The 23,761-nt window shown below is 47.5% G+C and carries 19 protein-coding genes; 6 read left to right on the top strand and 13 right to left on the bottom strand.

Annotation, left to right across the window (positions count from 1 at the left end):
- Positions 1-76: 76 nt before the first annotated feature.
- The 7 genes from Q0991_RS24660 to Q0991_RS24630 all read right to left on the bottom strand — a co-directional run bounded on the left by Q0991_RS24660 (position 77) and on the right by Q0991_RS24630 (position 9,960).
- Positions 77-2,050, bottom strand: coding sequence for a methyl-accepting chemotaxis protein (locus tag Q0991_RS24660; RefSeq protein WP_299493674.1), 1,974 nt, complete (start codon positions 2,048-2,050; stop codon positions 77-79).
- 52 nt (positions 2,051-2,102) lie between these two features.
- Entirely contained in the window at positions 2,103-4,046 is a 1,944-nt protein-coding gene (locus Q0991_RS24655; protein WP_299493672.1) for a methyl-accepting chemotaxis protein, read from the bottom strand.
- A 110-nt stretch (positions 4,047-4,156) separates the two neighbouring features.
- The gene (locus tag Q0991_RS24650) at positions 4,157-4,627 is read right to left on the bottom strand and encodes a hypothetical protein (protein ID WP_299493670.1); all 471 of its coding nucleotides are present in this window, start codon (positions 4,625-4,627) and stop codon (positions 4,157-4,159) included.
- A gap of 11 nt (positions 4,628-4,638) precedes the next feature.
- Entirely contained in the window at positions 4,639-5,001 is a 363-nt protein-coding gene (locus Q0991_RS24645) for a response regulator (RefSeq protein ID WP_299493668.1), read from the bottom strand.
- A 72-nt stretch (positions 5,002-5,073) separates the two neighbouring features.
- Positions 5,074-6,255 (bottom strand): response regulator, encoded by a 1,182-nt coding sequence (locus tag Q0991_RS24640; RefSeq protein ID WP_299493666.1) that lies wholly within the window; start codon positions 6,253-6,255, stop codon positions 5,074-5,076.
- 409 nt (positions 6,256-6,664) lie between these two features.
- Positions 6,665-8,443 carry a 2-succinyl-5-enolpyruvyl-6-hydroxy-3-cyclohexene-1-carboxylic-acid synthase gene (menD, locus tag Q0991_RS24635; protein ID WP_299493664.1) on the bottom strand — a complete coding sequence of 593 codons (1,779 nt, stop codon included), beginning with the start codon at positions 8,441-8,443 and terminating at the stop codon, positions 6,665-6,667.
- 101 nt (positions 8,444-8,544) lie between these two features.
- Positions 8,545-9,960 (bottom strand): isochorismate synthase, encoded by a 1,416-nt coding sequence (locus Q0991_RS24630; protein WP_299493662.1) that lies wholly within the window; start codon positions 9,958-9,960, stop codon positions 8,545-8,547.
- Positions 9,961-10,200: 240 nt separating this feature from the next.
- On the opposite strand from Q0991_RS24630, the gene menA reads away from it, so the two are divergent.
- The 4 genes from menA (at position 10,201) to Q0991_RS24610 (ending at position 14,409) form a co-directional block, all read left to right on the top strand.
- A complete protein-coding gene (menA, locus tag Q0991_RS24625; RefSeq protein ID WP_299493660.1) occupies positions 10,201-11,097 on the top strand; it encodes a 2-carboxy-1,4-naphthoquinone phytyltransferase in 897 nt (298 codons plus the stop codon).
- Between the two features lie 296 nt (positions 11,098-11,393).
- Positions 11,394-12,368, top strand: a complete 975-nt coding sequence (locus Q0991_RS24620) for a J domain-containing protein (RefSeq protein WP_299493658.1) — start codon at positions 11,394-11,396, stop codon at positions 12,366-12,368.
- A gap of 97 nt (positions 12,369-12,465) precedes the next feature.
- On the top strand, positions 12,466-13,446 hold the full coding sequence (locus tag Q0991_RS24615; RefSeq protein ID WP_299493656.1) for an NmrA family NAD(P)-binding protein: 981 nt from the start codon (positions 12,466-12,468) through the stop codon (positions 13,444-13,446).
- A gap of 45 nt (positions 13,447-13,491) precedes the next feature.
- Positions 13,492-14,409: an NAD(+) kinase gene (locus Q0991_RS24610; RefSeq protein ID WP_299493654.1), complete on the top strand. Its 918-nt coding sequence runs from the start codon at positions 13,492-13,494 to the stop codon at positions 14,407-14,409.
- 20 nt (positions 14,410-14,429) lie between these two features.
- On the opposite strand, the gene Q0991_RS24605 is transcribed toward Q0991_RS24610, so the two are convergent.
- The 3 genes from Q0991_RS24605 to glgA form a co-directional block, all read right to left on the bottom strand.
- Positions 14,430-14,618 carry a hypothetical protein gene (locus Q0991_RS24605; protein ID WP_299493652.1) on the bottom strand — a complete coding sequence of 63 codons (189 nt, stop codon included), beginning with the start codon at positions 14,616-14,618 and terminating at the stop codon, positions 14,430-14,432.
- A gap of 421 nt (positions 14,619-15,039) precedes the next feature.
- On the bottom strand, positions 15,040-16,920 hold the full coding sequence (gene uvrC / locus Q0991_RS24600; protein WP_299493650.1) for an excinuclease ABC subunit UvrC: 1,881 nt from the start codon (positions 16,918-16,920) through the stop codon (positions 15,040-15,042).
- Positions 16,921-17,119: 199 nt separating this feature from the next.
- Positions 17,120-18,592 carry a glycogen synthase GlgA gene (gene glgA / locus Q0991_RS24595; RefSeq protein ID WP_299493648.1) on the bottom strand — a complete coding sequence of 491 codons (1,473 nt, stop codon included), beginning with the start codon at positions 18,590-18,592 and terminating at the stop codon, positions 17,120-17,122.
- 476 nt (positions 18,593-19,068) lie between these two features.
- On the opposite strand from glgA, the gene psaK reads away from it, so the two are divergent.
- Positions 19,069-19,329 (top strand): photosystem I reaction center subunit PsaK, encoded by a 261-nt coding sequence (gene psaK / locus Q0991_RS24590; RefSeq protein ID WP_299493646.1) that lies wholly within the window; start codon positions 19,069-19,071, stop codon positions 19,327-19,329.
- A gap of 53 nt (positions 19,330-19,382) precedes the next feature.
- On the opposite strand, the gene Q0991_RS24585 is transcribed toward psaK, so the two are convergent.
- Positions 19,383-20,021 (bottom strand): TetR/AcrR family transcriptional regulator, encoded by a 639-nt coding sequence (locus tag Q0991_RS24585; RefSeq protein WP_299493644.1) that lies wholly within the window; start codon positions 20,019-20,021, stop codon positions 19,383-19,385.
- Positions 20,022-20,477: 456 nt separating this feature from the next.
- Between Q0991_RS24585 and Q0991_RS24580 the strand changes: the two genes are divergently transcribed.
- Positions 20,478-21,368 carry an AraC family transcriptional regulator gene (locus Q0991_RS24580; protein ID WP_299493642.1) on the top strand — a complete coding sequence of 297 codons (891 nt, stop codon included), beginning with the start codon at positions 20,478-20,480 and terminating at the stop codon, positions 21,366-21,368.
- Between the two features lie 552 nt (positions 21,369-21,920).
- Here the strand turns inward: Q0991_RS24580 and Q0991_RS24575 are convergent.
- Both Q0991_RS24575 and Q0991_RS24570 read right to left on the bottom strand, forming a co-directional pair.
- Positions 21,921-22,715: an IS982 family transposase gene (locus Q0991_RS24575; RefSeq protein ID WP_299493640.1), complete on the bottom strand. Its 795-nt coding sequence runs from the start codon at positions 22,713-22,715 to the stop codon at positions 21,921-21,923.
- A 101-nt stretch (positions 22,716-22,816) separates the two neighbouring features.
- Positions 22,817-23,761 (bottom strand): transposase (locus tag Q0991_RS24570; protein WP_299493637.1); only part of this gene is annotated, 945 nt, incomplete at its 5' end.

The raw sequence follows: 23,761 nt of genomic DNA, 5'->3' as shown, positions 1-23,761 counted from the left end.
ATCAGGGTCAGTCATCATCTCTAAATAGGACAATAGGACGGAAATGGGCGATTGTAGCGTAGTCGGGTAACCCCTATTAGGTCTCAGCAGAAATGGCTAAGGGCGCATTCGCTGATTTCAGTTCAGGGTCAGTTGAGGAAGGAGTCAGATCTTCTTCAGTCACGACGTGAAGCTGGAAGAATTCCACCATCTGAGCAAGGGTTTGCGCTAACTCTCCCATGGAAGATGCTTGTTCGCGGGTGATATTCGCTTGGGAGGCGGTATCTTCTGCTTCCCGAGCAATCGTTTGAGTCGCAATCAGGGTACTCTGAACCGCTTCAAAGATGTCGTCATTGGCTTGTCTCACCTGCTGACCAGCCAAGGCGACTTGGTCAGTGGCAGCTTGCATATGGGTAAAGGCCTGCCGCGATTTACCGACTTCATCCGTAAACTTATTGACTAGTTGGTTAATGTCACTCACGTCTTGCGTAAGACCGGAGGTCACAGTCTGAATTTGATCCGTTCGTTGTTGCAGTTGGGCTAGGGTCTGGTTGGTTTCAGACGCCAGATCATTGACTTGGCGAGAAATGGTTTCAAATTCTTTGGCAATACTGGCAAATTGAGTTGGGTCTGTTTCCTTTAAGGCCCGAGTTGAGAGCATGGAAGCATTCAAGGCTAGTACTCGAGTCAAGGATGCCACACGTTTTTGATCTTTTGAGAATTGAGCTGCAAGATCCACAAATTCATTCAAAAGCTGGGTCCGTTTGACGATCTGTTCGGTGCCCTCTTCTAAGGTAGAAATCCCTTGAACCATTGCGCTCATTTCTTGCTGACCCGCTTCAACCGCAAATTTGGCCTGTTCTAGAGCCTGTTCTGTCGAGGTTGTCTGTTCCCGCGAATTGGCGGTTAGAAGATTGACGTTTTCCATCAGGGACTGCACATCCGTCACCGATTGGGTCTGGCTTTGGGCCCGCTCATTGGTTTCAATCGACAAGGCTTCGAGTTGTTCAGTGTTACTGGAGATTTGAGCTGCGGTGGTGGACACCACGGACATAATCCGGTGTAAAGACTCGATCAGACGGTTCAGGGTATCGGACACCAGGCCCGTCGCCCGTTCGGTCACGTCAGCTTCAATGGTCAAGTCCCCATATTCAATTGCTGATACCACATCCAAAATATGGCCGACATCTTCTTGTAACAACTCACTCTCTGCGAGAATTTGCTGCTCTTGAACGGTCCGTTGCTCAATTTGGCTTTCCAATTGCTGGTTCAGCGCTAGCAAATCCGTTTTTGAACTTTCCAGAGCAGATTGAGATCGTTTGCGCTCTTGAATGTATCCCTGAACAGCGAGAAAGACGATGTACCAAGTCAGAGCCAACACAGCCAAACTAATAATGGCAAAGGTAAAGGACCAAGCCAGTCGTTGCCGATAGCTGTCCAACTGGGCCTTGACGTTCTTCTTCACTGTCTGGAGCGTGCCCTGAATCCCATCGTTATAAATGGTCTTCTGGGCCTCATATTCAGGGCCAAGGAGTAATTGCAGAGCCTGGGGGGCTTTCCCCTGCCGAACTAACTCAAAGGCTTGGGTTTCATAGTCCACTAACTTCTTGTTGGCCGCATCTGTTTGCTCTGGATTGGATTGAGCGGAAACAGGGATCTCATCTAGTAGGGTGCCAATGGCAGTATCCAGCTTAGGCACGTATTCGTTGTATCGATCTTCCCAGCGAGTATTACCGGTGCTGGCTCCCATCCGGGCTGACATGGTGAGGACTTCGTCCAAATGTACAATAGAACCACTCAACTCTTGCAACTGAAATTCCTTGGCAATCGTGGTTTGTAGCCCTCGATAAATGCGCCAGATATTCCAAGCGGAGGTGCCGGTCAGCAGCAAGCTGACGAGGACAGACGCCGAAATCGTGCCGACAAGTTGGCTCTGTAAGCGTCTTTGGATGCGCTGTAGCCATGTCTCCTGCTGATGATCCTCGATCTCCTCGATGAAAATTGCAGCAGAATCAACCTGCTCTAGCGGAGCATCTTCAGATCGGGGAGAAAGCGATGGGCCAGTAGTCATCATGCGTACCTAGTGTCAGTGGACCAAATAATGTTGCAATAATTGCTGAAAGCTAGACTGTCAGGGCAGACTCAGATTCAGATAAGGCTGAAGGATCGGACTGGGATGATGCAGCCGTTTGCAGAATCGGATGATCCGTCTCTTCAGGGAGTTTGAAAACTTTGACCTTGCCCAATAAGTCATCGGATAGCTGGTTCATGACATCGGCCAATTGTTGAGCATCATTGGATTGACCCGCAATTTGAGTGGAGAGTTGGGCAATTGCCTCCATCGTCATAGCCGTTTGTTCGGAGGTCTGCACAATCTCTTCGCTGGTCTGGGCCACGATTTCCCCAGATTCCACCGCCTGCCCCGTCACATCCTGCACTTTTTGGAATACGGATTGAGTGTGGCGGACCCCTTGGGTAAAGTCATCCACAACTCCACCCAGTCGTTGCACATCCGCATCTACATCAGCGACAACCCGGTGAATTTGGGTGCTACGTTGCTCGAGAGAGCCGAGTCCATCGTTGGTTTGTTGGGCAAGTTGGCTGACTTGGTTAGCAATCGATTCGAATTCTTGGGCGACCATCGCAAATTTTTTGGGATCGGTTTGCTCTGATGCTCGGGCGGCGACCAAGGCCGCATTCAAGGCCAGCATCTGGGTTTGTTCGGCAATATCTCCTTGGTCTTGCACAAATTGATCCGTTAACCCCACGAATTCTCCAAGGGTTTTCATTTGTTGGACGATGCGATCGCTCCCCTGCTGCAGAACGTCAATTTCCTCCCCTAGCGAACCAATCTCAACTTGTCCTTGGGCTACGGCTGCATTGAGGGTCACCAAAGATTGATTGGTTGATGCAAGCTGTTGAGCCGCGTTGGTGGCAAAGGAGCGGACCTCATTAATCAGGCCCAAAACCTGCATGACTTCCTGCGACTGTTGATCGGTGTTACGAGCCACCACTTGAGAGATATCTTTTTGGCGATTGCTACTCGTCGATACTTGACGAGACGTTTCCGAAACTTGTTTGAGAATGTTGCCCAATTCTTCAATCAGACGGTTCAGCGTATCCGCAATCAATCCGGTTGCCCGCTCATTCACCATTGCTTGTGTGGTTAAGTCGCCCTCTTCCACCGTAGAGACCACATCCAGTAGCCCGATAATGTCTTCTTGCAGTTGGTCATTATCCTTACGGATGTCCTCTTCTTGGTGTTTTCGAGCTTCGATCTCTTCCTGGAGTTGACTATTCAAAACCAAGAGATCGAGCTGGGATTGCTTGACCTTTTCTTGCGCTTCTTGACGTTCACGGATATAGTCCCGAACGGCAGATAGCACCAGAATCCAGCCCGCCAACAAAATAGGAAAGGCAACACCGGCAAAGATGATGGAAGCCGTTAATTGTTGTTGGTAGGACTGGAGTTGCCCTTGAATGAGGGTATCAATCTGGCCCAGAACCCGTTGGTTGCCTTCAGCATATTGTGCTTTGAGGTTGGTATACTCACTGCCCAATAACAGGTCCAATGCCTTGGGGGCTTGCTTAGCCTGGACCAGTTCAAAAGCCTCAGTTTCTAGCTCGATCAGTCGAGTGTTAGCCGCATCCGTTTTGCTTGCCTCAGCTCGGATTTCCTCGGTAACGTTGTCTAATGTTTCACCAATCGCCTCATCCAGGAGGGGAACGAATTGGTCATATCGCTCTTGCCATTTCAGATCTCCTGTGCTGGCTGCCATACGGGCAGACATCGTCAAGACTTCATCATAGTGGGCAATTTGTCCCGTCCGTTTTTGCAGCTCAAATTTACGGCTAACGGTTTCTCCGAAGGTGCGGTAGATACTCCAAATATTCCAGCTCGAGATTCCAGTCAGCAATAAACTGCCCACAACAGTAGCTGTAATGGTTCCTACCAAATTGTTGCGGACTATGCTTTTGACACGATCCACAGAAGAAGGGGTTGAAGGAGAATGACTGATCGTGAAGGATTGATCCGATGTATCAGGCTGTAGTTGATCGGAGTTCATAAGAAAAAACTCAATACAGTAAGTAAAAGGCCAGCAATAAGACAGAGAAAGGTGTCTTATAGGGGTTGAGAGAATCCAAATTTGACAATTCTTGAGCGACAAAAGGGACCCTATCTTTGAGGGTGCCACAAGTCAGGGGGAAACCAATCAGTCTGGAACAAAACCATCGAGTTTGTATCCTGAGGATGCCGGGATGGAGTGGTCAAAATAGCGGGAGGCAGTTGATCTTGACTCGAACTCCCGAGGGTTTTATCAACGACAATCCCCATATGGGCCAAAGTTCCGGCTGCACTACTCAACTTCAGAATAGTGACTGTTTCCCGTAATGTATTTTCTTCCGTCTGTAGCAAATGATGGGCAGAAGCCAGCGGAATGATGTGACTGTTGTGGTGGGTAACGCCCATCAACGGCGATTGATAAAACGGCAGAGCCAAGATGCGCGATCGAGGGACTCGAAAAATTTCAGATACCCAGCGAGCTGAGAATACCAAAACCCACGAACCTGCCTGAGTCAAAATATATCGCTCATTGATGGAGATGGAGGAGTGGACAGTGGGATGAGTTGGAGTGGTGGCTGACATGGATACCTTCGTTACGAACTTACGCGCTGTAAGATTTCTGTGACAGTGTCGTTGGTGACCGGCTTGGTAAGGTAGTCATTGGCCCCAGCCCGTTTGATGCCATAGTTCACTTCTAAGGGCGTTTTTTTACTGGAGCAAAACACCACATATTGGTCGGCAGTGGAGGGATTCAACCGGAGTGACCGGAGGAATTTGTAGCCATCTTGTCCCGGCATCACCACATCTAGAAACACTAAGTTGTAGTTACCTGACTCAATTTGGGTCAAAGCATTCTCTGTACTCTCGCACTCATCAACTTCATGGCCTAGATTTTGCAACATCTTGACCAAGGCCAATCGATCAACTGCACTATCATCAATGACTAATAAACGCATCTTCCAAGCTCCAAAAACCTTGCTTTGCAAACAAATGAATAAGCTATGTACATAGACTACAATGGCGCACTGTTATGCCCCTGCTATCAAAGATGGACTAAAAACCAGGGTATGGATCAGTTCCTGAAGTTGAAGTTGAAACTGATTGATTTCGGCAGCCGCCAGGGGCTTGGTCAAAAATTCACAGCCACTCCACTGGGCACGCCATTTGTTGGATAACTTCTGTTCACCGGTCAAAATAACGAGCGGTATACCAGCTAAATGGGGCTGTTGTCGAATTTCTTTTACCAACTCAAAACCCGTGAGTCCTGGCATGTTGATATCGATAAAAATAATACTCGGCTTGGCTTGAGCAATCTTCTCTAAGGCTGTTTCAGCTTGCTGACAAACCTCAACCCGATAGCCCAGGGCTCCTACCAAACTGTGAAATTGCTTTAAGACTAAAGGGGAGTCATCAATAATCATCACCGTGGTCGATTGCGTCTGCTGTAAGGGCTCCAGACGCAGCAATTTAGCCTGTACCCATTTGGAAAAGAGCCGAGCGACTTCCAATGGGTCCTTGGCCAACCCGATGGCAATTTTGCTCAACGGTCGCTCATGCTTAACGACTTTTTCGATCCACTGATGTTGAACTTGAGGTAAATTAGCCGCAGCGATGGCATCAGGATCCAATACAGGTAACATCTGCATTGAGGGGATAATGGGTCTCAGTTGTTGCCATAGAATTTGACGGTCCTGGACCGCTTGCAGTATCTCTGCGATCGGAAAACCAGGAATGGGGAGTTCCTCCTGGAGTTGGGGGTCAGGAACAAACTGAGCTTCGCCAGCCCCAAACGATACAAACGAGTCAAAGTCATTGAGTAACTTTAGTCGCAGGGCAGCTTGAATCTGTTCGGGGTCGATTCCCAAGGTCAACATATGCTCATAGATGGCCCGAGGGTTAATCTGTTGCTCTTTGACTGCAGACTGCCAACGGGCGACATGAGCTTTAAGGGGGTCCTGCCGAGTCTGGAGTATATAACGTTTTGCCACTTGGAGCAGTTCATGGCTACTCCAAGGCCGATACCCAGAGTAGCCAATGGTACCGGCATGGGTGATGCCCAAGTAGCCACAAGCAGTCTCTTTCCGGGAGGCCAAGCGGGAAAACTGTAGTGTCCAGTATCCGTTACTGCTTGCAAGGGTACATTCCAGCAATTTACTGGAAAGTTCCTGGGCCTGAAAAGAAAATTGCTGAGTTTGTTCTAAAGTTTGCATTTTAGTGGTGGTGCAATTAGATCATTGACAACCAAAAGATCTTGGGTAGAAACATCCTACAAACTGCAACTTGTCTGCAATGAGAGAATGTACGTCTTAGAATCTATTGCTTATAACTCATCCATACAGACTTAGTGTTCCCCAAGTTATCCATATTTTTGGCAAGGAAAAATTTTCTGTCGTCAATATAGGACTCTTTTGGATTGTGGGTGCGACTCAATCCCCCGACTGCCCCCTATTTGCGTTGGTCTATTGCAGTTCAATCTTCATTAAGCTTTAACGGCTAAATAAAAATCTGCTTTGAAGACCTTTGGCCTTATACGCCTCAAAACTGCTCAAAAAGTATAGAGAAAATGCAGTCTGAATGTTTTAGCCAGAATGGTGAAACTTTTGCAGAAATTCTTAGCATTTAGAGACTTTTCACGCATTGCTCAACCATCATTCTCCTCCATTGAGTATCATTCTGGCAATTGCACGAGACTTCAAGTATGCGGATACCATTTGTTGGTAAAGGATTTAGGGCCTGTTGCAATTGTGCCCAAGACTCAATGCGTTCCCAACCAATGTTGTAAGTGGCTGCCAGTTGCTCAAATTGAATCTGTTGAGGGGTACGGAAATACTGCTCAAACAGCGGTTCGAAGGCGGCAATCGGAAGCATTTGAAAAATTCCCCCGCCATCATTGTTATTCAGAATAATCGTCAAATGGCCTTGCCACTGGTTTCGCAACAAAAATCCGTTCGTGTCATGTAAGAGAGCCAAGTCGCCGGTCAGCAGCACACTACTTTGCTGACGATGGCACATGCCTAACGCGGTAGAAAGTGTGCCATCAATCCCGTTTGCACCTCGGTTAAAGTAGGGTTGTATATGCAAAGAGCCCGGTTGCCAGAAAGATTCGATGTCGCGAACAGGCATGCTGTTGGCAATAAATAATGGGGTCCTTGAAGGTAGTACCCGGGACAATAACCATGCGATTTTACTTTCTGTGAGAACGGTTTGTGCCTGCATTAGGGTATTGATCCGAGTTCGCAGGGATTGGTCAGCTCTAAGCCAGGAATTTGTATATTCGGTGAGCTGCTGATTGTCTATTTTTTCAGAGTCCGGCTGAAGCGCCTCAGCTTGGATGATTGCTGACAGGCATTCCACAGGGATACGGATCGGTATAGATAAACCATGGAGCGGATCGACATTGTGATCGGAGGGGGCTACAACCCAAGTTTGAGGTTGAGCCTGGGTTAGCCAAGTTCTCAGAACTTTACTGGTGGGTAATTCTCCTAAACAAATGACTTGCTGCGGTTGCAACTGAGTGGCTAAGGCCTGATGGCGCAGTAACAGATCATAGGTTGAAATAAGGTTTGCATTACGGTCTGCCCAATTTCGCAGCGGAGAAAGCCCCTCAGCCAACACTGGCCAACCCAGCCTATGGGCGATTTGGGCAACTGCTGAGCAATAATGCTCTGGATTTTGAGGTTGGGCTGGACCGGCAATGATGATGCCGCGATCGCAACTGAGCCACTGATGCAGATCGGTCTCCAAGGCTCGGAGATTAAACGAAGGTTGAACCGGGTGTAATGGTTGAACCGCAGAGAAAAATTGATCGATATCGAAGTGCGCTGCCAGACCTTCCGTTTCTGGATCTGAAATCGGGGCTAGCGGATCGCGAAACGGAACATTGAGATGAACAGGTCCCGGTATCGGCCATTGCGATCGCTCCCAGGCATGCACACAGGTTTGGCGCATATAGGCCAGCATGTCAGGCTGGGGGCTTGGCAATGCGACTTCCGCTTGCCACCGGGGATATTGACCATAAAGCTTAACTTGATCGATTGCTTGCCCCGCATGACAGTTTCGCAGTTCCGGGGGCCGATCAGCCGTCAAAAAAATTAAAGGAATACGACTCGCTTCGGCTTCAATAACGGCGGGGTAGAAATTTGCCCCGGCGGTTCCTGAGGTACACACCAGCACGACGGGTACCCCAGAGCGACGAGCCATCCCTAACCCAAAAAAGGCGGCTGAGCGCTCGTCCAACACCGGAATGGCCTCAATTTGGGGATGTTGGCCAAAGGCAACCGCTAACGGTCCCGATCGCGATCCTGGGCAGACAATAGCAGTGGTTAAGCCTAATCGACTGAGGGTCTCCGCGACAATCGACGACCACAACGTATTAACATTGCGAAAATCTAGGGTCATCGTCCTCTGACCATCAAGGGTCGATCTAGGTTACGGGTTGGGTGTGCCAGGGGGAATAAACCCCGGCAGCCCGTTTTTAACCTTATAACAGCCCCATCCCTCTACAAAAGCGCATCGAGTAAGGTATGAAGTTTGAGCTGAATTTCGGCCAGTTCTCGTTGGGGGTCAGAGCCCGCCACAATCCCAGCCCCGGCGTAGAGCCGAGCTTGGGAGCCATTGATCAAGGCGGACCGAATCCCAACGGTAAATTCACCATTGCCTTGGTAGTCCATCCACCCCAGCGGCGCAGCATATAAATGGCGTTCAAACGCTTCTTGCACTTGAATTTGCTGTTGAGCCACGTCTCGGGGCATGCCCGCCACTGCAGGGGTGGGGTGTAATGCCGCTAAAATTTCCAGTAAATGTAAATGTTGAGGAACTTCAGCGGTGATTAGGGTGCGTAAGTGTTGAATATTAGGGAGTTGGAGCAGATGGGGGAGGGAGGCTACTTGAGGAGTAATGCCCAAGTCCCAGAGGCTATCTCGAATAAAATCTAGGACAACACGATGCTCATGGCCATCTTTTTGACTCCCCAAGAGTTGATTGCCTAACCTCTGATCGTCTTCCAGTGAAAGGCCACGGGGCGCTGAACCTGCCAATGCATCAGTAATGAGGTGGTGATCGCGGAGTTCAATCAAGCGCTCAGGGCTAGCCCCGATAAAGCTTTGGCCTTGACCATTACTAACGGCAAAAACATAACATTCTGGATATCGTTCCCGCAGGGTACCGAGGGCATGGCAAAGATCTAGGGGTTGAGGCGTAATCACGTCTAAGGTATGAGCCAAGACCAGCTTTTGCAGCTTTTGGACTTCAATTAGACCTAACGTATCGGAAACTGCTGTTGTGAATGCGCCTGCATTTATCAATTTTGGGTAGGTCAATTGAGTCGGCTGTGGTCGCAATGAAGGACAGCGACGGGGGGTTCGCAGCAGTTGCCATCGTTTCCAAATACTGCGAGCTAAAGCGTCTAAGGGGGTTTCTGCGTCAACGACAACATTGGCAACTAGGACCGCCTGATCCTGAAAACAAGCCACTTGCCAGTGGGGGAGAAACACGGAGGCTGCTGGGAAGAACGGTTTTTCTCGGACCGTTTGATCAAAAAAGGTGAAGCCACAGAAAAAGTGCGGCCCTGAGAAGGGAAGATGAAGGGCACCTGAAGAAACGGTATCGACTAAAGAGGTGCAGATAAAGTGCTGGGCTTGAGTAAAGCGTTGCTTTCCCTCGACTTGCAGGTGAAGTAATGGCTCCGTAGCCGCGATCGCAACCCCTTGCGACTGTTTTTCCCAATAAAAATAAGGGTGATCGGGCTGTTGCAGCAAGTCTAGAACTGCCAACGGGTCTTGCTTGGGAATTTCCAAGGAAAGACTGACAACTTGGGCATGTTCCTTATCAAGGGCAATCCTACGACAAGACGCGAGAAACGCTTGGAGTGACCTGCGGTCCTGGAATAAATTGGCAGAAGAGGAAGTGACTGTCATGAAATCGAGGATAGCAAGGTGGGTTGCCCGGAGAGCAGGTTACCTCCAATATTAAAGTTCAAAGTCTTGCCGCATCATGAACTGCTGCTGGACCCCAAGACTCGGTACCTTATATTCCATCTAACCATTGAAAGGGGCCACCCGTGTGGCTTATCTCCCCCATTTTCACAAATGCTTAGAAAGGGGCGATCCTGTACCCTTAACTCAAGAAGAACTGAAGAAGACCTTCGTGAAAATGTCATGACCACAAAGTCCCTGCCGACCGCCAATCGAAAATTGTGGTGGGCGGCGATTAAGCCTCCCATGTATAGCGTGGCCGTGATTCCCATTTGGGTCGGATCTGCGATCGCATGGTCAGAACAACACCATCTTGAAACAACTATATTCTGGACCTTTCTGGGCTCCGCCATATTGATTATCGCCTGGCTCAATCTGACCAATGATGTGTTTGATGCCGATACCGGAATTGATGTGAATAAAGCCCATTCCCTGGTCAACTTAACGGGGAATCAACCGTTAATCTTTGGGTTAGCAAATAGTTGCCTGGGACTCGGTTGCCTGGGACTTGTCGCTATTGCCTGGTGGCAGCAAGATGTCACCGTACTGGTTCTGATCCTACTAAGCTGTTTTCTCGGCTATACCTATCAGGGGCCACCCTTCCGCTTAGGTTATCAGGGCCTAGGCGAAATCATCTGCTTCTTTACCTTTGGTCCCTTGGCGGTTTCTGCTGCCTACTATAGCCAAGCGCAATCCTGGTCCTCGGCCATGCTGGCGGCTTCGGTTATTATCGGCCTCACCACCAGCCTAATTCTGTTCTGTTCCCACTTTCACCAGGTTGAGGACGATCTTGCTGCCGGGAAGCGCTCACCGATTGCGCGTATGGGTACCACCCGGGGTGCCCAATTATTACCTTGGATTTGCAGCAGCATCTTCAGCCTAATTTTGATGTTCACCCTTTTACGATTGTTCGCAGTAGGGGCCTTACTGACCCTTATCAGTCTGCCTCTGGCTGTTCACCTCTGTCGGCATGTCTGGCAACACCATCATCAGCCTGACCAGGTTAGAAACTGTAAATTTATTGCTGTGGGGTTTCATTTTGTCAGTGGTCTGCTGTTGGGTCTCGGTCTACTGGTTTAGTCTGATGACCTCCCGGGTCTGCCGATTTTGGCCCTGTCGGAGGGATGGGGTACGGTAATAACTTCCCCTGCTAGGGCAAAAACCGAACCTCTGAGTAGATCAAAATTGTTAGGGTGAAGCTGGGTCGTTAGCCTAGCCCAACGGCTGAAGACGTTTTCACCTTAGATCCCATCCCTTTTCCCCTTGGGCATGTACCGCCTCCAGAAAGCCTTGAAGCGATCAGCGGCCATTGCCTCTGCTAACAGCCTTTAGACTCTTCTGCCTTTATTCTCGAGTTGTGACGTGGAGTAATACGGATGCCTGCAACGGACTTCAAAGACTACTACCAAATCCTCGGGGTTAGTAAATCTGCGAGTGAAGTTGAAGTTAAGCGGGTGTTTCGTAAACTAGCTCGAAAATACCACCCTGATATGAATCCGGATGATAAAACTGCTGAAGCAAAATTCAAGGAAATTAATGAAGCCTACGAAGTGCTCTCAGACCCTGAGAAACGCCGAAAATATGATCAGTTCGGTCAGTACTGGAATCAGACGGGTGGCGCACAGGCAGGAGGCTTTGACTTCGATTTTGGCCAATATGGCAGCTTTGATGATTTCATCAATGAATTATTAGGGCGATTCTCTAGTGGATTTGGGTCAGGTTCAACCAAAGAACAGCGCTACTCCTACAGCAGCACGTCTAGCTCTCCTGGCTTTAGCGGGTTCCAGGACTTTTCAGGGTTTAATGCCCCCGGGATATCGTCAGATGCTGAAGCAGAATTAAAACTCACCTTTACTGAAGCCTTGCAAGGCGTCGAAAAACGCCTCACGATTGGAGGGACGGAAACCATTACCGTTCGTATCCCGCCAGGGGCAAAACCCAATCGTCGTATTCGCGTGAAGGGAAAAGGACAAGTCAATCCATTGACTCAATCTAGAGGGGATCTCTATCTGAAAGTCAAGCTTGATTCCCACCCTTTCTTTAAATTCGATCAAGACAATCTGGTATGTGATTTACCGATTGCACCCGATGAAGCTGTTTTAGGGGCCAAGGTAGAGGTTCCTACACCGACGGGTACTGTTAGTTTGAATATTCCAGTCGGGATCAAGTCTGGTCAAGCCCTTCGACTTCGGGGAAAAGGATGGCCGCATTCCAAGGGAGGCGCCAGTGATCTGGTCGTTCGCATCCAAATCATTCCCCCCTCTCCCCTTAGTACCGAAGAAAAAGCACTCTATGAGCAACTAGCGAAACTGCGTCGGTTTGATCCCCGTACGACCTTGCCCAAGTTCTAAGCTCGGGCGGACTAGAAATCTAAGAATCTCACCCATCCAAATCTCAACTTTCTGATAAAATATTACAAAAGTTAAGATTTGTAATTTTTAAGACCTCATGAATCTATTAATTGTTGGTGCTACTGGAACCCTTGGTAGGCAAATTGCCCGTCGCGCCTTAGATGAGGGTCATGAGGTTACCTGCCTAGTGCGTGCGCCCCGAGCCGCCACCTTTCTGCGAGAATGGGGGGCCTCACTCATTAAAGGAGATCTCCGTGATCCCGAAACCCTTAAATTGGCTATGGAAGGGAACACTGCCGTCATTGATGCCGCGACAGTCCGAGCGACAGATTCCATTGGTATTCGTGAGGTCGATTGGGATGGCAAAGTTGCCCTGATTCAAGCTGCCAAGGCCGCAGGAATTCAACGATTTATCTTTTTCTCGATTTTGGGCGCTGAGAATTATCCCAATGTGCCCTTAATGGATATTAAGAACTGTACGGAGTTATTTATCAAGGAATCAGGCTTAAACTATACGATTTTGAGACCCTGTGGTTTCTTTCAGGGTCTAATTGGCCAATATGCCATTCCGATTCTGGAAGATCAATCGGTTTGGGTGATGAATGAGGCGACCTCTACGGCTTATATGGATACTCAAGATATTGCTAAGTTTGCAGTAAATGCCTTATCCCATTCTGAAACCGAGAATAAAACCTATGACTTAGCCGGGCCTCAGGATTGGTCACCTGAGCAAATAGTGGAGCTTTGCGAGGGGCTAGCCAACCAGCCAGCGAAAGTAACCCGCATGCCAATTGGTTTACTCAGGAGTGGACAAAAGATCGCTCGATTCTTTCAATGGAGCTGGAATATTGCCGATCGGCTCGCCTTTAGCGAAGTCATTACCTCCCAAGCCCCAATCACTGTTCCGATGGCAGAAACCTGTCAGGTATTTGGCGTTGACGAATCTAGCATTTCAACGCTTGAAGCCTATATGCAGGAATACTTCGATCGTATTCTGAAAAAGTTGAAGCAGTTGGAGTACGAAAAGAATCAAAAACAATCCCGCAAGCGGAGCCCGTTCAAAACCCCCAGTTCATAACAGCGATAAGATGAACCTTGAGCGTGGCGAAAGCTGGCATTATCTATGGCGAAAGCTGGCATCATTTATAACGATCTCAAGCCGTTTGCTTGCCGAATTGCAACAGACCTTCAAGACAAGTTGCAAGCCCGTGGATGGCAGGTTTCTATGGCAACGGGGGTGGGGGGAATCCTTGGATACTCCCGGCCAGGCCATCCCGTCTGCTTCACGTCAATTAATGAACTTGTTCCAGCCGGATTTGATCCCACAGTTAAGTTTGCCATTGTTCTCGGTGGAGATGGCACTGTCTTATCTGCTTGCCGCCAACTAGCCCCTTGTAATATCCCAATGTTGACGGTGAATACCGGGCACATGGGATTTCTAACTGAAACCTATGTCAATCAGCTAGAGGAAGTGATCGACCTCTTGCTGATTGAAAAATTTTCCGTTGAGGAACGGGCCACCCTGACTGTTCAGGTTATGAGTCAAGGCAATGTGCTTTGGGAAGCCCTGTCCCTCAATGAAATGTTGTTGCATAAGGAACCCTTAACCGGGATGTGCCACTTTGAGATTGAAGTTGGCAAGCATGCGGTGGTTGATATTGCGGCGGATGGACTGTTGGTGTCTACCCCGACCGGATCAACGGCCTATGCCTTGGCTGCGGGTGGTCCAGTGATTGCTCCAGGCGTTCCTGCAATGCAGCTGATTCCCATCTGCCCCCATTCCCTTGCCTCAAGGGCGTTGGTGTTTGCCGATACTGAACCCCTAGAGGTTGTACCAGCTAATCGGCAACAACTGGTTTTGGAAGTAGATGGGAATGCAGGGTGCTATATTGCGCCTGGGGATCGAATTCGGGTACAAAAATCCCCCTATGCAGCCCGCTTTATTCGCCTAGGATCCCCTGAATTCTTTAAGATTCTCCGGGAAAAACTGGGTTGGGGGTTACCCCACATTGCAAAGCCGACATCCGTTGAGCTGCCATGATAGAGGGAATTTTGTAGGGCTTAGCAGCGACTAGCTTGGCTCATATAAAGCCCTGGGGCGTAAGCCTCAACCACTTCTCCTGTCACAGCATCGGTCACTAATAAATAGTCACATTCCAAGCACTGAGTTCGAGTCAAATTCTCGATATGGTGACGCTCTCCATGCGGGCTCCCACAGTTAGGGCAGCGAATTTTTTCGATGTGGCTCATGACTAAATACCTTTGTTAATGAGGAAAGTGAGTGACTCAGTGACAGAAATGGCAGAAGATAAACTTTTATGTATAAATGATAAAATTGAATTCTGAATCTATCGTTTAACCCCCTTATTTATAGCATTGACATATTTATACTTATATAGTTTTTTAATTATTTTTATATTATTGATCCCCACCGAGAAAACCTTTCTCAGCAAAAAATCACTTCTACAAAAAATTGGCTTTCAATGGCTAGGGATCATCTAAAAAGCTTTTGAATAAGATTAGAAAGAGAAGTTCAATAAAACTTATCGGCTTGAATATAACGGATTTAAGCTTAGGTTACTAACAGAACTATTTGGTATTTATGGGAACACAAGCTTGGGATTATGGTTTTTGAGGAGATGAGAACTCAGGTCATGATTCTTCAACTGGTTTAGGCTGGATGAAAGTAATCATAAATTTTTTGTGCTAGCTGGGGGCCAATCGTAGGTACGGCTTTTAGCTGTTCCGGACTAGCATCCCGGATATAGTCAATAGACCGAAAGGCTGCAAGCAGTTCTTTTTGGCGGTGATGCCCTAATCCGGGGATATCATCCAGGCGGGAGCGCCGCATACGATTCAGTCGTTGTTGGCGATGAAAGCTAATGGCAAATCGGTGCGCCTCGTCTCGTAAGCGTCTAATCAGCTGGACGCCGGGCTGGTCTGGATCGGTTGGTAACGGTTGGGGGTCACCGGGTTGGAAGATCTCTTCCCGTTGTTTGGCTAAGCTAATGACATTTAAATGTTCAACGATTGCTAGCTGAGCCAGAGCATCCATCACGGCTGATAACTGCCCTTTCCCGCCGTCAATGACAATGAGATTGGGCCAGTCAGAGCCATCCAAGCCCGTTAACGAAGACAATTCTTGATATGGACGAAATCGTCGCTGTAACACTTCTGCCAGACTGGCAAAATCATCAGAGTGTCCCGATCTAACGTTGGGATTACGAATTTTATATCGTCGATAATGTTGTTTCGCGGGTAGACCATCCAGAAAAACAACTCTGGAGGCGACTGCATCGGATCCTTGAATATGGGAGATGTCATAACATTCAATGCGATGAGGGAGTTCGGGAAGATCTAACAGAACGGCCAGGTCTTCTAGGGATTGAAGGGTGCGATCGCGACTTTTCTGAGTGCGGGTAAGCTCGTATTGGGCATTGCGCTCAACCATTTCGATCAATTCAGCTTTGACCTGTCGTTGAGGACACAGGATGCTGACTTTACGTTCTTTGCGCTGGCTGAGATAGCTTGCCAATAGCTCTGTTTCGGGTAACTCGGTTTGCACCAAGACTTCTAGGGGTAATTCCACTGGGTCGGCACTGCCATAATGGGCTTCCAACACATGTTGCAAAATCATGCCCAGAGAGCCGGATTGGGCATCAGCCATAAATCCCAAACGACCGACTAAACGCCCGGACCGGATTTGGAAGAGTTGAACGCAGGCCACTTGATCATCGGCTGCCAGTGCGATCGCATCCCGTGAAATGGTATCGTCCGGCAGGGCTACTTTTTGATCGATGCCTAAGCCCTGTAAGCCTTTAATCTGATCTCGCAGTCGGGCCGCCAGCTCAAAATTCAGATCTTCAGCGGCCTGGGCCATTTGCTGGGACAAGGTGTGGATCAATTCGCTGGTCCGCCCCTGAAAGATCATCACGACCTTTTGGAGAATATGGCGATAGTCTTCGGGGGTAATCAGGGCCTGGCATACCCCGGGGCAGCGACCAATTTCATAGTTGAGACAGGGACGATCTTTGAATAGCGGCTTTCGTCGCTGTCGCAGGGGAAACAGGCGTTTGACCAACCGGAGTGTTTGGCGTAACTGCCAGACATCCACATAGGGGCCATAATATTTATCCTGAGCGTTGCCCAACCGTCGTTTGCGGGTAATAAAGATCCGTGGATAGGTTTGGGACCAGGTCACACAGAGATAAGGATACTTTTTATCATCCTTGAGAAGAACATTAAAGTGGGGTTGATGTTGCTTGATCAGGTTGGCTTCCAAAGCCAGCGCTTCCGCTTCCGTATCGGTGACAATAAATTCAATATCCGCTACTTGATGGACCATTAGCTCGATGCGGGGCGGATGATCTTCAATTTGTCGAAAATAAGAGCGGACCCGATTCCTCAGTTTTTTGGACTTGCCAATATATAGGATGTCGTCATTGACATCCCGCATAAAGTAAACACCTGGCTCAGGTGGAATTTCTTTCAGCCTCGCTTCTAAGCGATCTCGATCCTTAAGCAAGGTAATGGTCGAAGCAATATCAGTCACAGTTGTGAGTCGCAGTCGTTCACTTTAAATCCTAAAACTTCTGCCTCCCATTTATCGAGTCAATGGATAAGGAGCAAAGATCAAGGGCAAGCACTCAAAAGTTGCCCGAGTGGATATTAATATCCAGCCTTTATTAAGGGCGGACACAGGCATGGTGCGGGTATCGCCTTCCCTGAGCGCTGGGGTGTGCAACCCTTACTTAGTAGCGCACCCTTTCATAGATCTCTTGGTATTGCTGACCGGGAAGATTCCAGGAATAGTCGTAAGCCATGCCTTGCTTCACCAGCTGTTCAAACGCTTGAGGATAGTCATACCAGAGACCAAGCGCTCGATTGATAGCTGATTCTAGAGCATGCTGATCCGTTTGGTAAAAGACATAGCCATTCCGTTTCTCAGGAGGCTTTTCAGGATCATAATCTCGGTCAAAGACCGTATTCACCAATCCCCCTACGCCCCGGACAATGGGCACAGTTCCATACTGGAGACCAATGACTTGCGTTAACCCACAGGGCTCGTAGTTACTCGGCACCACAATCATATCGGCCCCTGCGTAAATCAAATGAGCGAGTTCTTCATTAAAGCCCAGTTCTAAATGGCAATCGGGGTTGGAGTTGAGGAAGTGTTTTTCGTGCCAGAACCAAGCATTAATCCCCGGTTCAGTGGCAGATCCTAAGAGAACAAATTGCGCATTTTGATTCAAAGCATGGTAAATCGCGTGATGGACCAGATGCATCCCTTTCTGGTCATCGAGACGACCGATAAAGGCAAGAATGGGTTTATCGGCTTCTCTCAATAGCAAATGCTCTCGCAGCGCTTTCTTGTTCAGGGCTTTGCCACTTAAATCATCGATCGAATAAGCATGGGGAATATAGTCATCCTGCTCGGGATTCCAGACATTGTAGTCAATGCCATTGAGAATGCCGCCAAACTTGTGATGGTGAATTTCTAGGGTATGTCCCAGCCCATATCCCACATTTTCAAACCGGGCTTCCCAGGCATGGTGGGGTGAAACGGTATTGACATAGTTGGCATAAACAATCCCTCCCTTCATCAGGTTTAAGGCAAAGGGATTGAAGTTATCCATCAGGCGATCGTAGTGGAAGTAGTGGGGTTCTCGATTTAAACCCGTGGCCCAGAGAACGTCAGATCCAGCAATTCCTTGGTGCTTGAAATTGTGAATGGTATACACCACCCGCTGGTTGCCCATGCCGTGATATTGGTACATTTCGTAGAGCAGGACGGGAACCAACCCGGTTTGCCAATCGTGACAATGGAGAATATCGGGTCGCTTATTGGCTCTTAGCAGAAATTCCAAGGCTGCCTTACTAAAAAAGGCAAAGCGCATGTGGTCATCTAAGGCTCCATAGTAATGGCCCCGATGAAAATAGTTATCACCAGATTTCGGTTGAATAAAAAAGCAGAGTTGGCCGTGAACCCACCCGCAAAAGACATCGCAGTGGATGGCTCCCCCATACCATGGGACCGACAACCCTTGGTAGGCATCATGCAACCCCCAAATGTGGTCATAACGCATACAGTCGTACATTGGCAGGATGAGTTCTACGCAATGGCCTCGCATTCCCAGCTCACGACTGAGACCATACACCACATCTCCTAGCCCACCAGCCTTAATTACTGGGGCACATTCAGAGGCAATCTGGACAATGTACACGGTCACTCCTTGATCGAAATAAATTTGATCGAATAAATAGTTATGAGAGAATATGAATAAAAGCTTAATTTACAAAAGTATATATTCATATTGAGTCTAAACCAATGGGAATCGCAAACGGTTTCACTCCTTCTGTGGGGATGGAAGACACCCCGTGAATATCGACTTTTACCTCAGATCGTGATCGTCGAGCCTTGTCAGCTTGATTGGATTTGAGGGGATAAGCCCATTCAACGGAGCCCGCTAGCTTCAATCAATTGACTGTGCTATCACCCCACAGTAGGGGCTACGGGTCTCATTAACATGAAGTTTGTTAACAGAAGCCATAAAGTTTGTTGATGAGACGTTTAGTAAATCTTCATACAAAGATTCACGATGCACCTTTGATACAGTATCTTTCTACAAGGCACTCTTATTGCATTTATAAACGTTCAGTACCGACTGAATATTATTTTTAGGGTTAAGGAGCATTCAAATTGTTCACACCAACTTTTCTTACAGTTGCCGTCCGTGCGGTTAATTGGAGTCCAGCGGTAGGTGTTGTTATGATTGCAGCCAATATTATGGCGATTGCGATCGCAAAGTACAGCATTCAGTACCCCAATGTCGGCCCGAGCATGCCAGCATCCAACTTATTTGGTGGGTTTAGTTTCACCTCTGTGCTGGGGACTCAAGTATTTGGTCATGTCTTAGGTGCAGGAGCTGTGTTAGGACTCACCTATTTAGGCGTTCTCTAGCTTCCTTGCTATCGCACCTTGGGGTTACTCAAGAAAGCAAAACAGTCAGAGAGCTAAGTCTCTGGCTGTTTTTGCATTGAAGGCTGCGTTAGAATTCCATTCAGAAAGATATCAGCGAGCGTTTCGGCCATTTCTCTCTGAAACGCTGGAGAAGGATGTTCATCCATAAGGGTATCCTGACTAAATCCAGCAATCATAAACATCCCTAGAAAGACACGGGCAACCACCTTAGGATTCAGATCACGATAGGTCCCCCGCTCAACCCCTGTTTGGATAAAGGCTTCAACCACGCTCGTCATTTTTGAAATGATTTCAGCTTGGATGCGATCGCGCAGTTCAGGATGGAACTGCGCCTCCATAAAACAAACGCGCATCAGATCGGCCTGTTTAGGCAGTGTTAGCATCCGTTCACGCATCAATTGAGCGATGGACCGATAACTGCCCATCTCGCTGAGATGGGTGAGTAAATCCGTCAGCATTTCGCTCCAGCCTTGAGTTACCACAGCAATCAAAATAGCTTTCTTATTTTCAAAATGTCGAAACAACGTTCCCTCAGCGATCCCAGCAGCTTCAGCAAGTTGGCGAGTGGTGGTTTTTTCAAACCCTTGACGCGCAAATAAACGCTGGGCAGCCTCCAAAATACGATGATTGAGATCAGTTTGGGCTGCGGTGGGATAAGAGGAGAGTTGCATAATTCAAACCTGAAGCAACTTATTCGCCTACATTGTCTAATGGATTTCGCTGAACTGACCGAAGCATTGGTGTTTCTTTACGAAGGTATTTTCTATCTTATTGAGAAAAGGGAGGGCGAGGATGCCGCTTGAAGCACGATGTCAAGAATACACTTAAACTTGCCAACTCCTTGATTGAAAGAGAATTGATCCCCCTACGGTCGATCCGTCCACCCGTCTTCATAGATTTTTCTCAACGCTATATTGCTCACCTACAATCCTACTCAAGATAATGAATTGCAGTATCAAAAAATAGAAATAGACCCATCGTCTATTTCCCAAAATCATTTCAGAACATAAAAATTTATATATGTAAAACATTGCATAAATAGTGTGCTAGTGATTGAGAAATAAGTGGAAGCTAAACAAAAGCATATTTAGCAAGAACAATAAATATCGTACTTGCTGTGATATGAGATGAAAAAAGATGCACTTATCGTCAATGGATTGCAAGACAATAGTATTCGTGATTGTCTTGCAATTGAACCAGTCTTTTCAAGCTATAAGTATTTATGGAATGATATCAGCCTGGTTTATACTGAAACAGAGCCAACGGAATGTCCAGAGCATTATTGTCCTCATCATGTTATTGCTATTATTACGAAACGTACTGAGGTAGAAGTCTTCGATAATGGGAAAATGCACCCCAGGATTTATGAAGTTGGTGATATCTGTTTTCATCCAGCTTACGCGCTTCGCAAGACTTATTTTAGGTCCAGTACGGCTGCTATTAATATTTCCCTAGACCCATTATTTGTGAGTAAGGTTGATCCTGATTTTATCAACCCAGATACTGTTGAACTTGCCGTCAGAAGCCATATTCAAGATCCTCTAATCTGCCAATTAGGATGTGCCCTCAAGAATGAGGTTGCTTCGGGTTCTCCTTCAAAGGTATATGTTGATTCTTTAGCAAACTCGCTATCGGCTCACTTACTCTATAAATATTCTACTCAAGAGCATATTTTACGTCATTACACTGGAGGGTTAGCAACTAAAAAACTTAACTTAGTCATTGACTACATAAACAATCATTTAGTAGAAGAAATTTCTTTGAAGATGCTGGCTGGTTTGGTTGGAATGAGCCAGTATCACTTTGGCCGTCTTTTCAAACAATCCATAGGTATTAGCCCGTATAAATATATACTCCAACAACGTATTAACTTAGCTAAGCAATCATTAACTCAGAGTAAGGTAAGCATTGCTGAAGTCGCTTTAAATTGTGGATTTACCCACCAAAGCCATCTCAATAGGCACTTCAAAAATCTTGTTGGAACGACACCGAAGAAGTATAGAGATTCCTGGAATTAACAGAATCTACATCAGCCACAATAAGTTCAAGTTAGATTCTTCGGCTCTGGTACTTCCCGTCATTAATTATATTCTTACACAGGGCTGTTTCAAGTTCCCGGAAGAAAATCTGAAGCCAAGATTTTTGTGTACCCAGACTTCTCATAACACTGTTGCTATCTCACGGATTTCTAGTGCTTTTAAATTACCTCTGGTGAATTTGAAACAGCGGGAGCATGTCACCTTTGCAAATGCATACATTTTGGAACCAAAAACTTGGCGTCTGAAAGCAAGGCTAGCAAGGTTTTTTGGAATGAGTATAAATACTCGATTACAAAGGTGACATGCTCTCTGAAACAGCCCTGTATCCTTACATGATTTACTAATGCTAATTGCAATCTATTAGCGATATGTTCAGTCTAAAGCTATTTAGATCAGCGAGCTTCAGTAACGTGATGTGCAACTAAAGTAAGTTTCTCGCTCAAGCAATTACCAAATCTTCAAATTGGATCCAGGGACGCTGATATGCCCGATTTAAGCCAATTAAAACTGTGTGGGCAAGAATTTTACGGGCTAAACGACTGGACAAGTGCCATAAATCGCGAGCCAAGATACGTTCAATATCAAACTAATGGCATACATGACCCACCACCGTTTCCACCAGTTGTCGGTGGCGACTGATGGAAACGGTGGTGGGTCATCGTGTTTCATATTGTTGCGCAGTGGCGTCAGCAAGGTTAGTCCCTCCATGGCTAAGTCCTCCTTCAACACCTGTCGAATATACCCTTTGTCACCGAGTAGATAACCCTGCAGACCCACAACAAGTTCAGGGACAACATCTCGCTCATCAATGTTGGCAGCAGCCACCTCCAACCCCATAATCATGCCCTGGGCATTAATAAGCAGATGACCCCAGAACCCATAGAAGGTCCCTAATTTTGTTGCTGAACTCCCGAAACTGGCAATTCCCCTGAAAACTTTGGACTGTGGGGCTCGCTTAAAACCACACACGGGCATGGGGAAGCCATCGACTCGATATAAGTCACTCGATTGAGCTGACCACGTCTGCAGGAGTTGCTCATGGAGCAGTTGTTTATACTGCCATAGATTTGATGCTTGACGAACAAGGGTTGTGCGGTGACCCAAACCAGGAAACCAGGAGTGCCAATGACGACAAAAGTACTTCCAGATCTCTGTATCACTGTGATATCCCAAAAACTTACCCACCACTTCCAGGGTAAGAACCTCTGCATCGCTCAAACGGGGGGCAAAGCCTTTGCAACGAGGGGGATAACGGGTGAGTATTGGGGCTAAATGAGTATTAATGCTTAAAAAGACGGCAATGATAAACTCTTCGATATCAAACATGGTCTTATCTCCTCCATCAGCGCTTTAGCTCTAGGGAAAAGATAAGACTTTATCTCTAATCTGTTTAGTTGCACATCACGTCAAGTAGATCGCAAACATCCTCAATTTGCAGGTAAATAAATCTCTCTCTTGGGCGGGAACAGTCTTTCAATGGCCTGAGAGATAAACTCCACAAGAGTTTTGAGTGGAAACAAGTCTTGATAGACTCGTCTTCCCCCACGTCGAGTGGCACTGACAAAAGCCCAAAGCAGTGTAATCCAGATATTGACCAGGATGAAAGCAAGAACCACAAACAACAGCCGTACCACTGGATTTTTGGTCGTCGTGCGAATTCGGCAATGATTCTTGATTCGATAGCTGGTTTCAATGCCAAATCGTTTCCGATAGTCGGTTCGAATCGCTCCGAGGGCAACATTCAGGCCATAGACAACATAAAGTAGATACTCAATGCCATGCTTTTGGCGAAAGCCTTTACTGTAGCGACACACAACCGCCAATTGGCAATCAACATAGCCATACCGTTGGCTGTGAATTCGATAAGGGGTCCAGTAACTGGTTCGGCCACGACAAAACTGTCTTGAGCCCCCAGACTTGCCCCGAATCACCGCTGGCATCATAAACGGCATCTTGAGTGCTTGAAGCCAGCGAATCACGGTGACACAGTAAAATCCTCGGTCGAGAAATAGCGATTTGACCTTCACCTTCAAAGGCGTCATTCGTGACAACAACTGAGTGATGGTTGAGACCAGCGTTTCGTCATGTCGCACTGGATGAATGGCAAGGGTGACCCGATGATGACGACGAATGACATAGACACTAGCGTAGGCAAAGAAAGATGTCGTAACCGCTTTGGATTGAGAACGATAAATATAAGGGGCCTCTACCACAGTGGGATGACCGTAAAAAGGAATCAGGGGTAAGTCAATCGCCAATCGGTGACGACGGTTGAATACTTTGGGCGGCAATTGGTCCTGCAGTGCCGCGTTAAGTTGGTTTTCTACGGTTGCCATATCGTCGAGCTTATCGAGATGATAACGAATACCATT

The organism is Acaryochloris sp. IP29b_bin.137 (genome assembly GCF_028285745.1).
Classification (GTDB): domain Bacteria; phylum Cyanobacteriota; class Cyanobacteriia; order Thermosynechococcales; family Thermosynechococcaceae; genus Acaryochloris.
This window is presented reverse-complemented; position numbering and strand designations above follow the sequence as displayed.

Coding starts and splice junctions, on each gene's coding strand:
- Q0991_RS24575 (WP_299493640.1), bottom strand. CDS start 22,715: ATGTTTGATATCGAAGAGTTTATCATTGCCGTCTTTTTAAGCATTAAT.
- Q0991_RS24585 (WP_299493644.1), bottom strand. CDS start 20,021: ATGCAACTCTCCTCTTATCCCACCGCAGCCCAAACTGATCTCAATCAT.
- menA (WP_299493660.1), top strand. CDS start 10,201: ATGACCACAAAGTCCCTGCCGACCGCCAATCGAAAATTGTGGTGGGCG.
- menD (WP_299493664.1), bottom strand. CDS start 8,443: ATGACCCTAGATTTTCGCAATGTTAATACGTTGTGGTCGTCGATTGTC.
- Q0991_RS24615 (WP_299493656.1), top strand. CDS start 12,466: ATGAATCTATTAATTGTTGGTGCTACTGGAACCCTTGGTAGGCAAATT.
- Q0991_RS24605 (WP_299493652.1), bottom strand. CDS start 14,618: ATGAGCCACATCGAAAAAATTCGCTGCCCTAACTGTGGGAGCCCGCAT.
- Q0991_RS24640 (WP_299493666.1), bottom strand. CDS start 6,255: ATGCAAACTTTAGAACAAACTCAGCAATTTTCTTTTCAGGCCCAGGAA.
- Q0991_RS24660 (WP_299493674.1), bottom strand. CDS start 2,050: ATGACTACTGGCCCATCGCTTTCTCCCCGATCTGAAGATGCTCCGCTA.
- Q0991_RS24630 (WP_299493662.1), bottom strand. CDS start 9,960: ATGACAGTCACTTCCTCTTCTGCCAATTTATTCCAGGACCGCAGGTCA.
- Q0991_RS24610 (WP_299493654.1), top strand. CDS start 13,492: ATGGCGAAAGCTGGCATCATTTATAACGATCTCAAGCCGTTTGCTTGC.
- Q0991_RS24580 (WP_299493642.1), top strand. CDS start 20,478: ATGAAAAAAGATGCACTTATCGTCAATGGATTGCAAGACAATAGTATT.
- Q0991_RS24645 (WP_299493668.1), bottom strand. CDS start 5,001: ATGCGTTTATTAGTCATTGATGATAGTGCAGTTGATCGATTGGCCTTG.
- Q0991_RS24620 (WP_299493658.1), top strand. CDS start 11,394: ATGCCTGCAACGGACTTCAAAGACTACTACCAAATCCTCGGGGTTAGT.
- Q0991_RS24650 (WP_299493670.1), bottom strand. CDS start 4,627: ATGTCAGCCACCACTCCAACTCATCCCACTGTCCACTCCTCCATCTCC.
- Q0991_RS24655 (WP_299493672.1), bottom strand. CDS start 4,046: ATGAACTCCGATCAACTACAGCCTGATACATCGGATCAATCCTTCACG.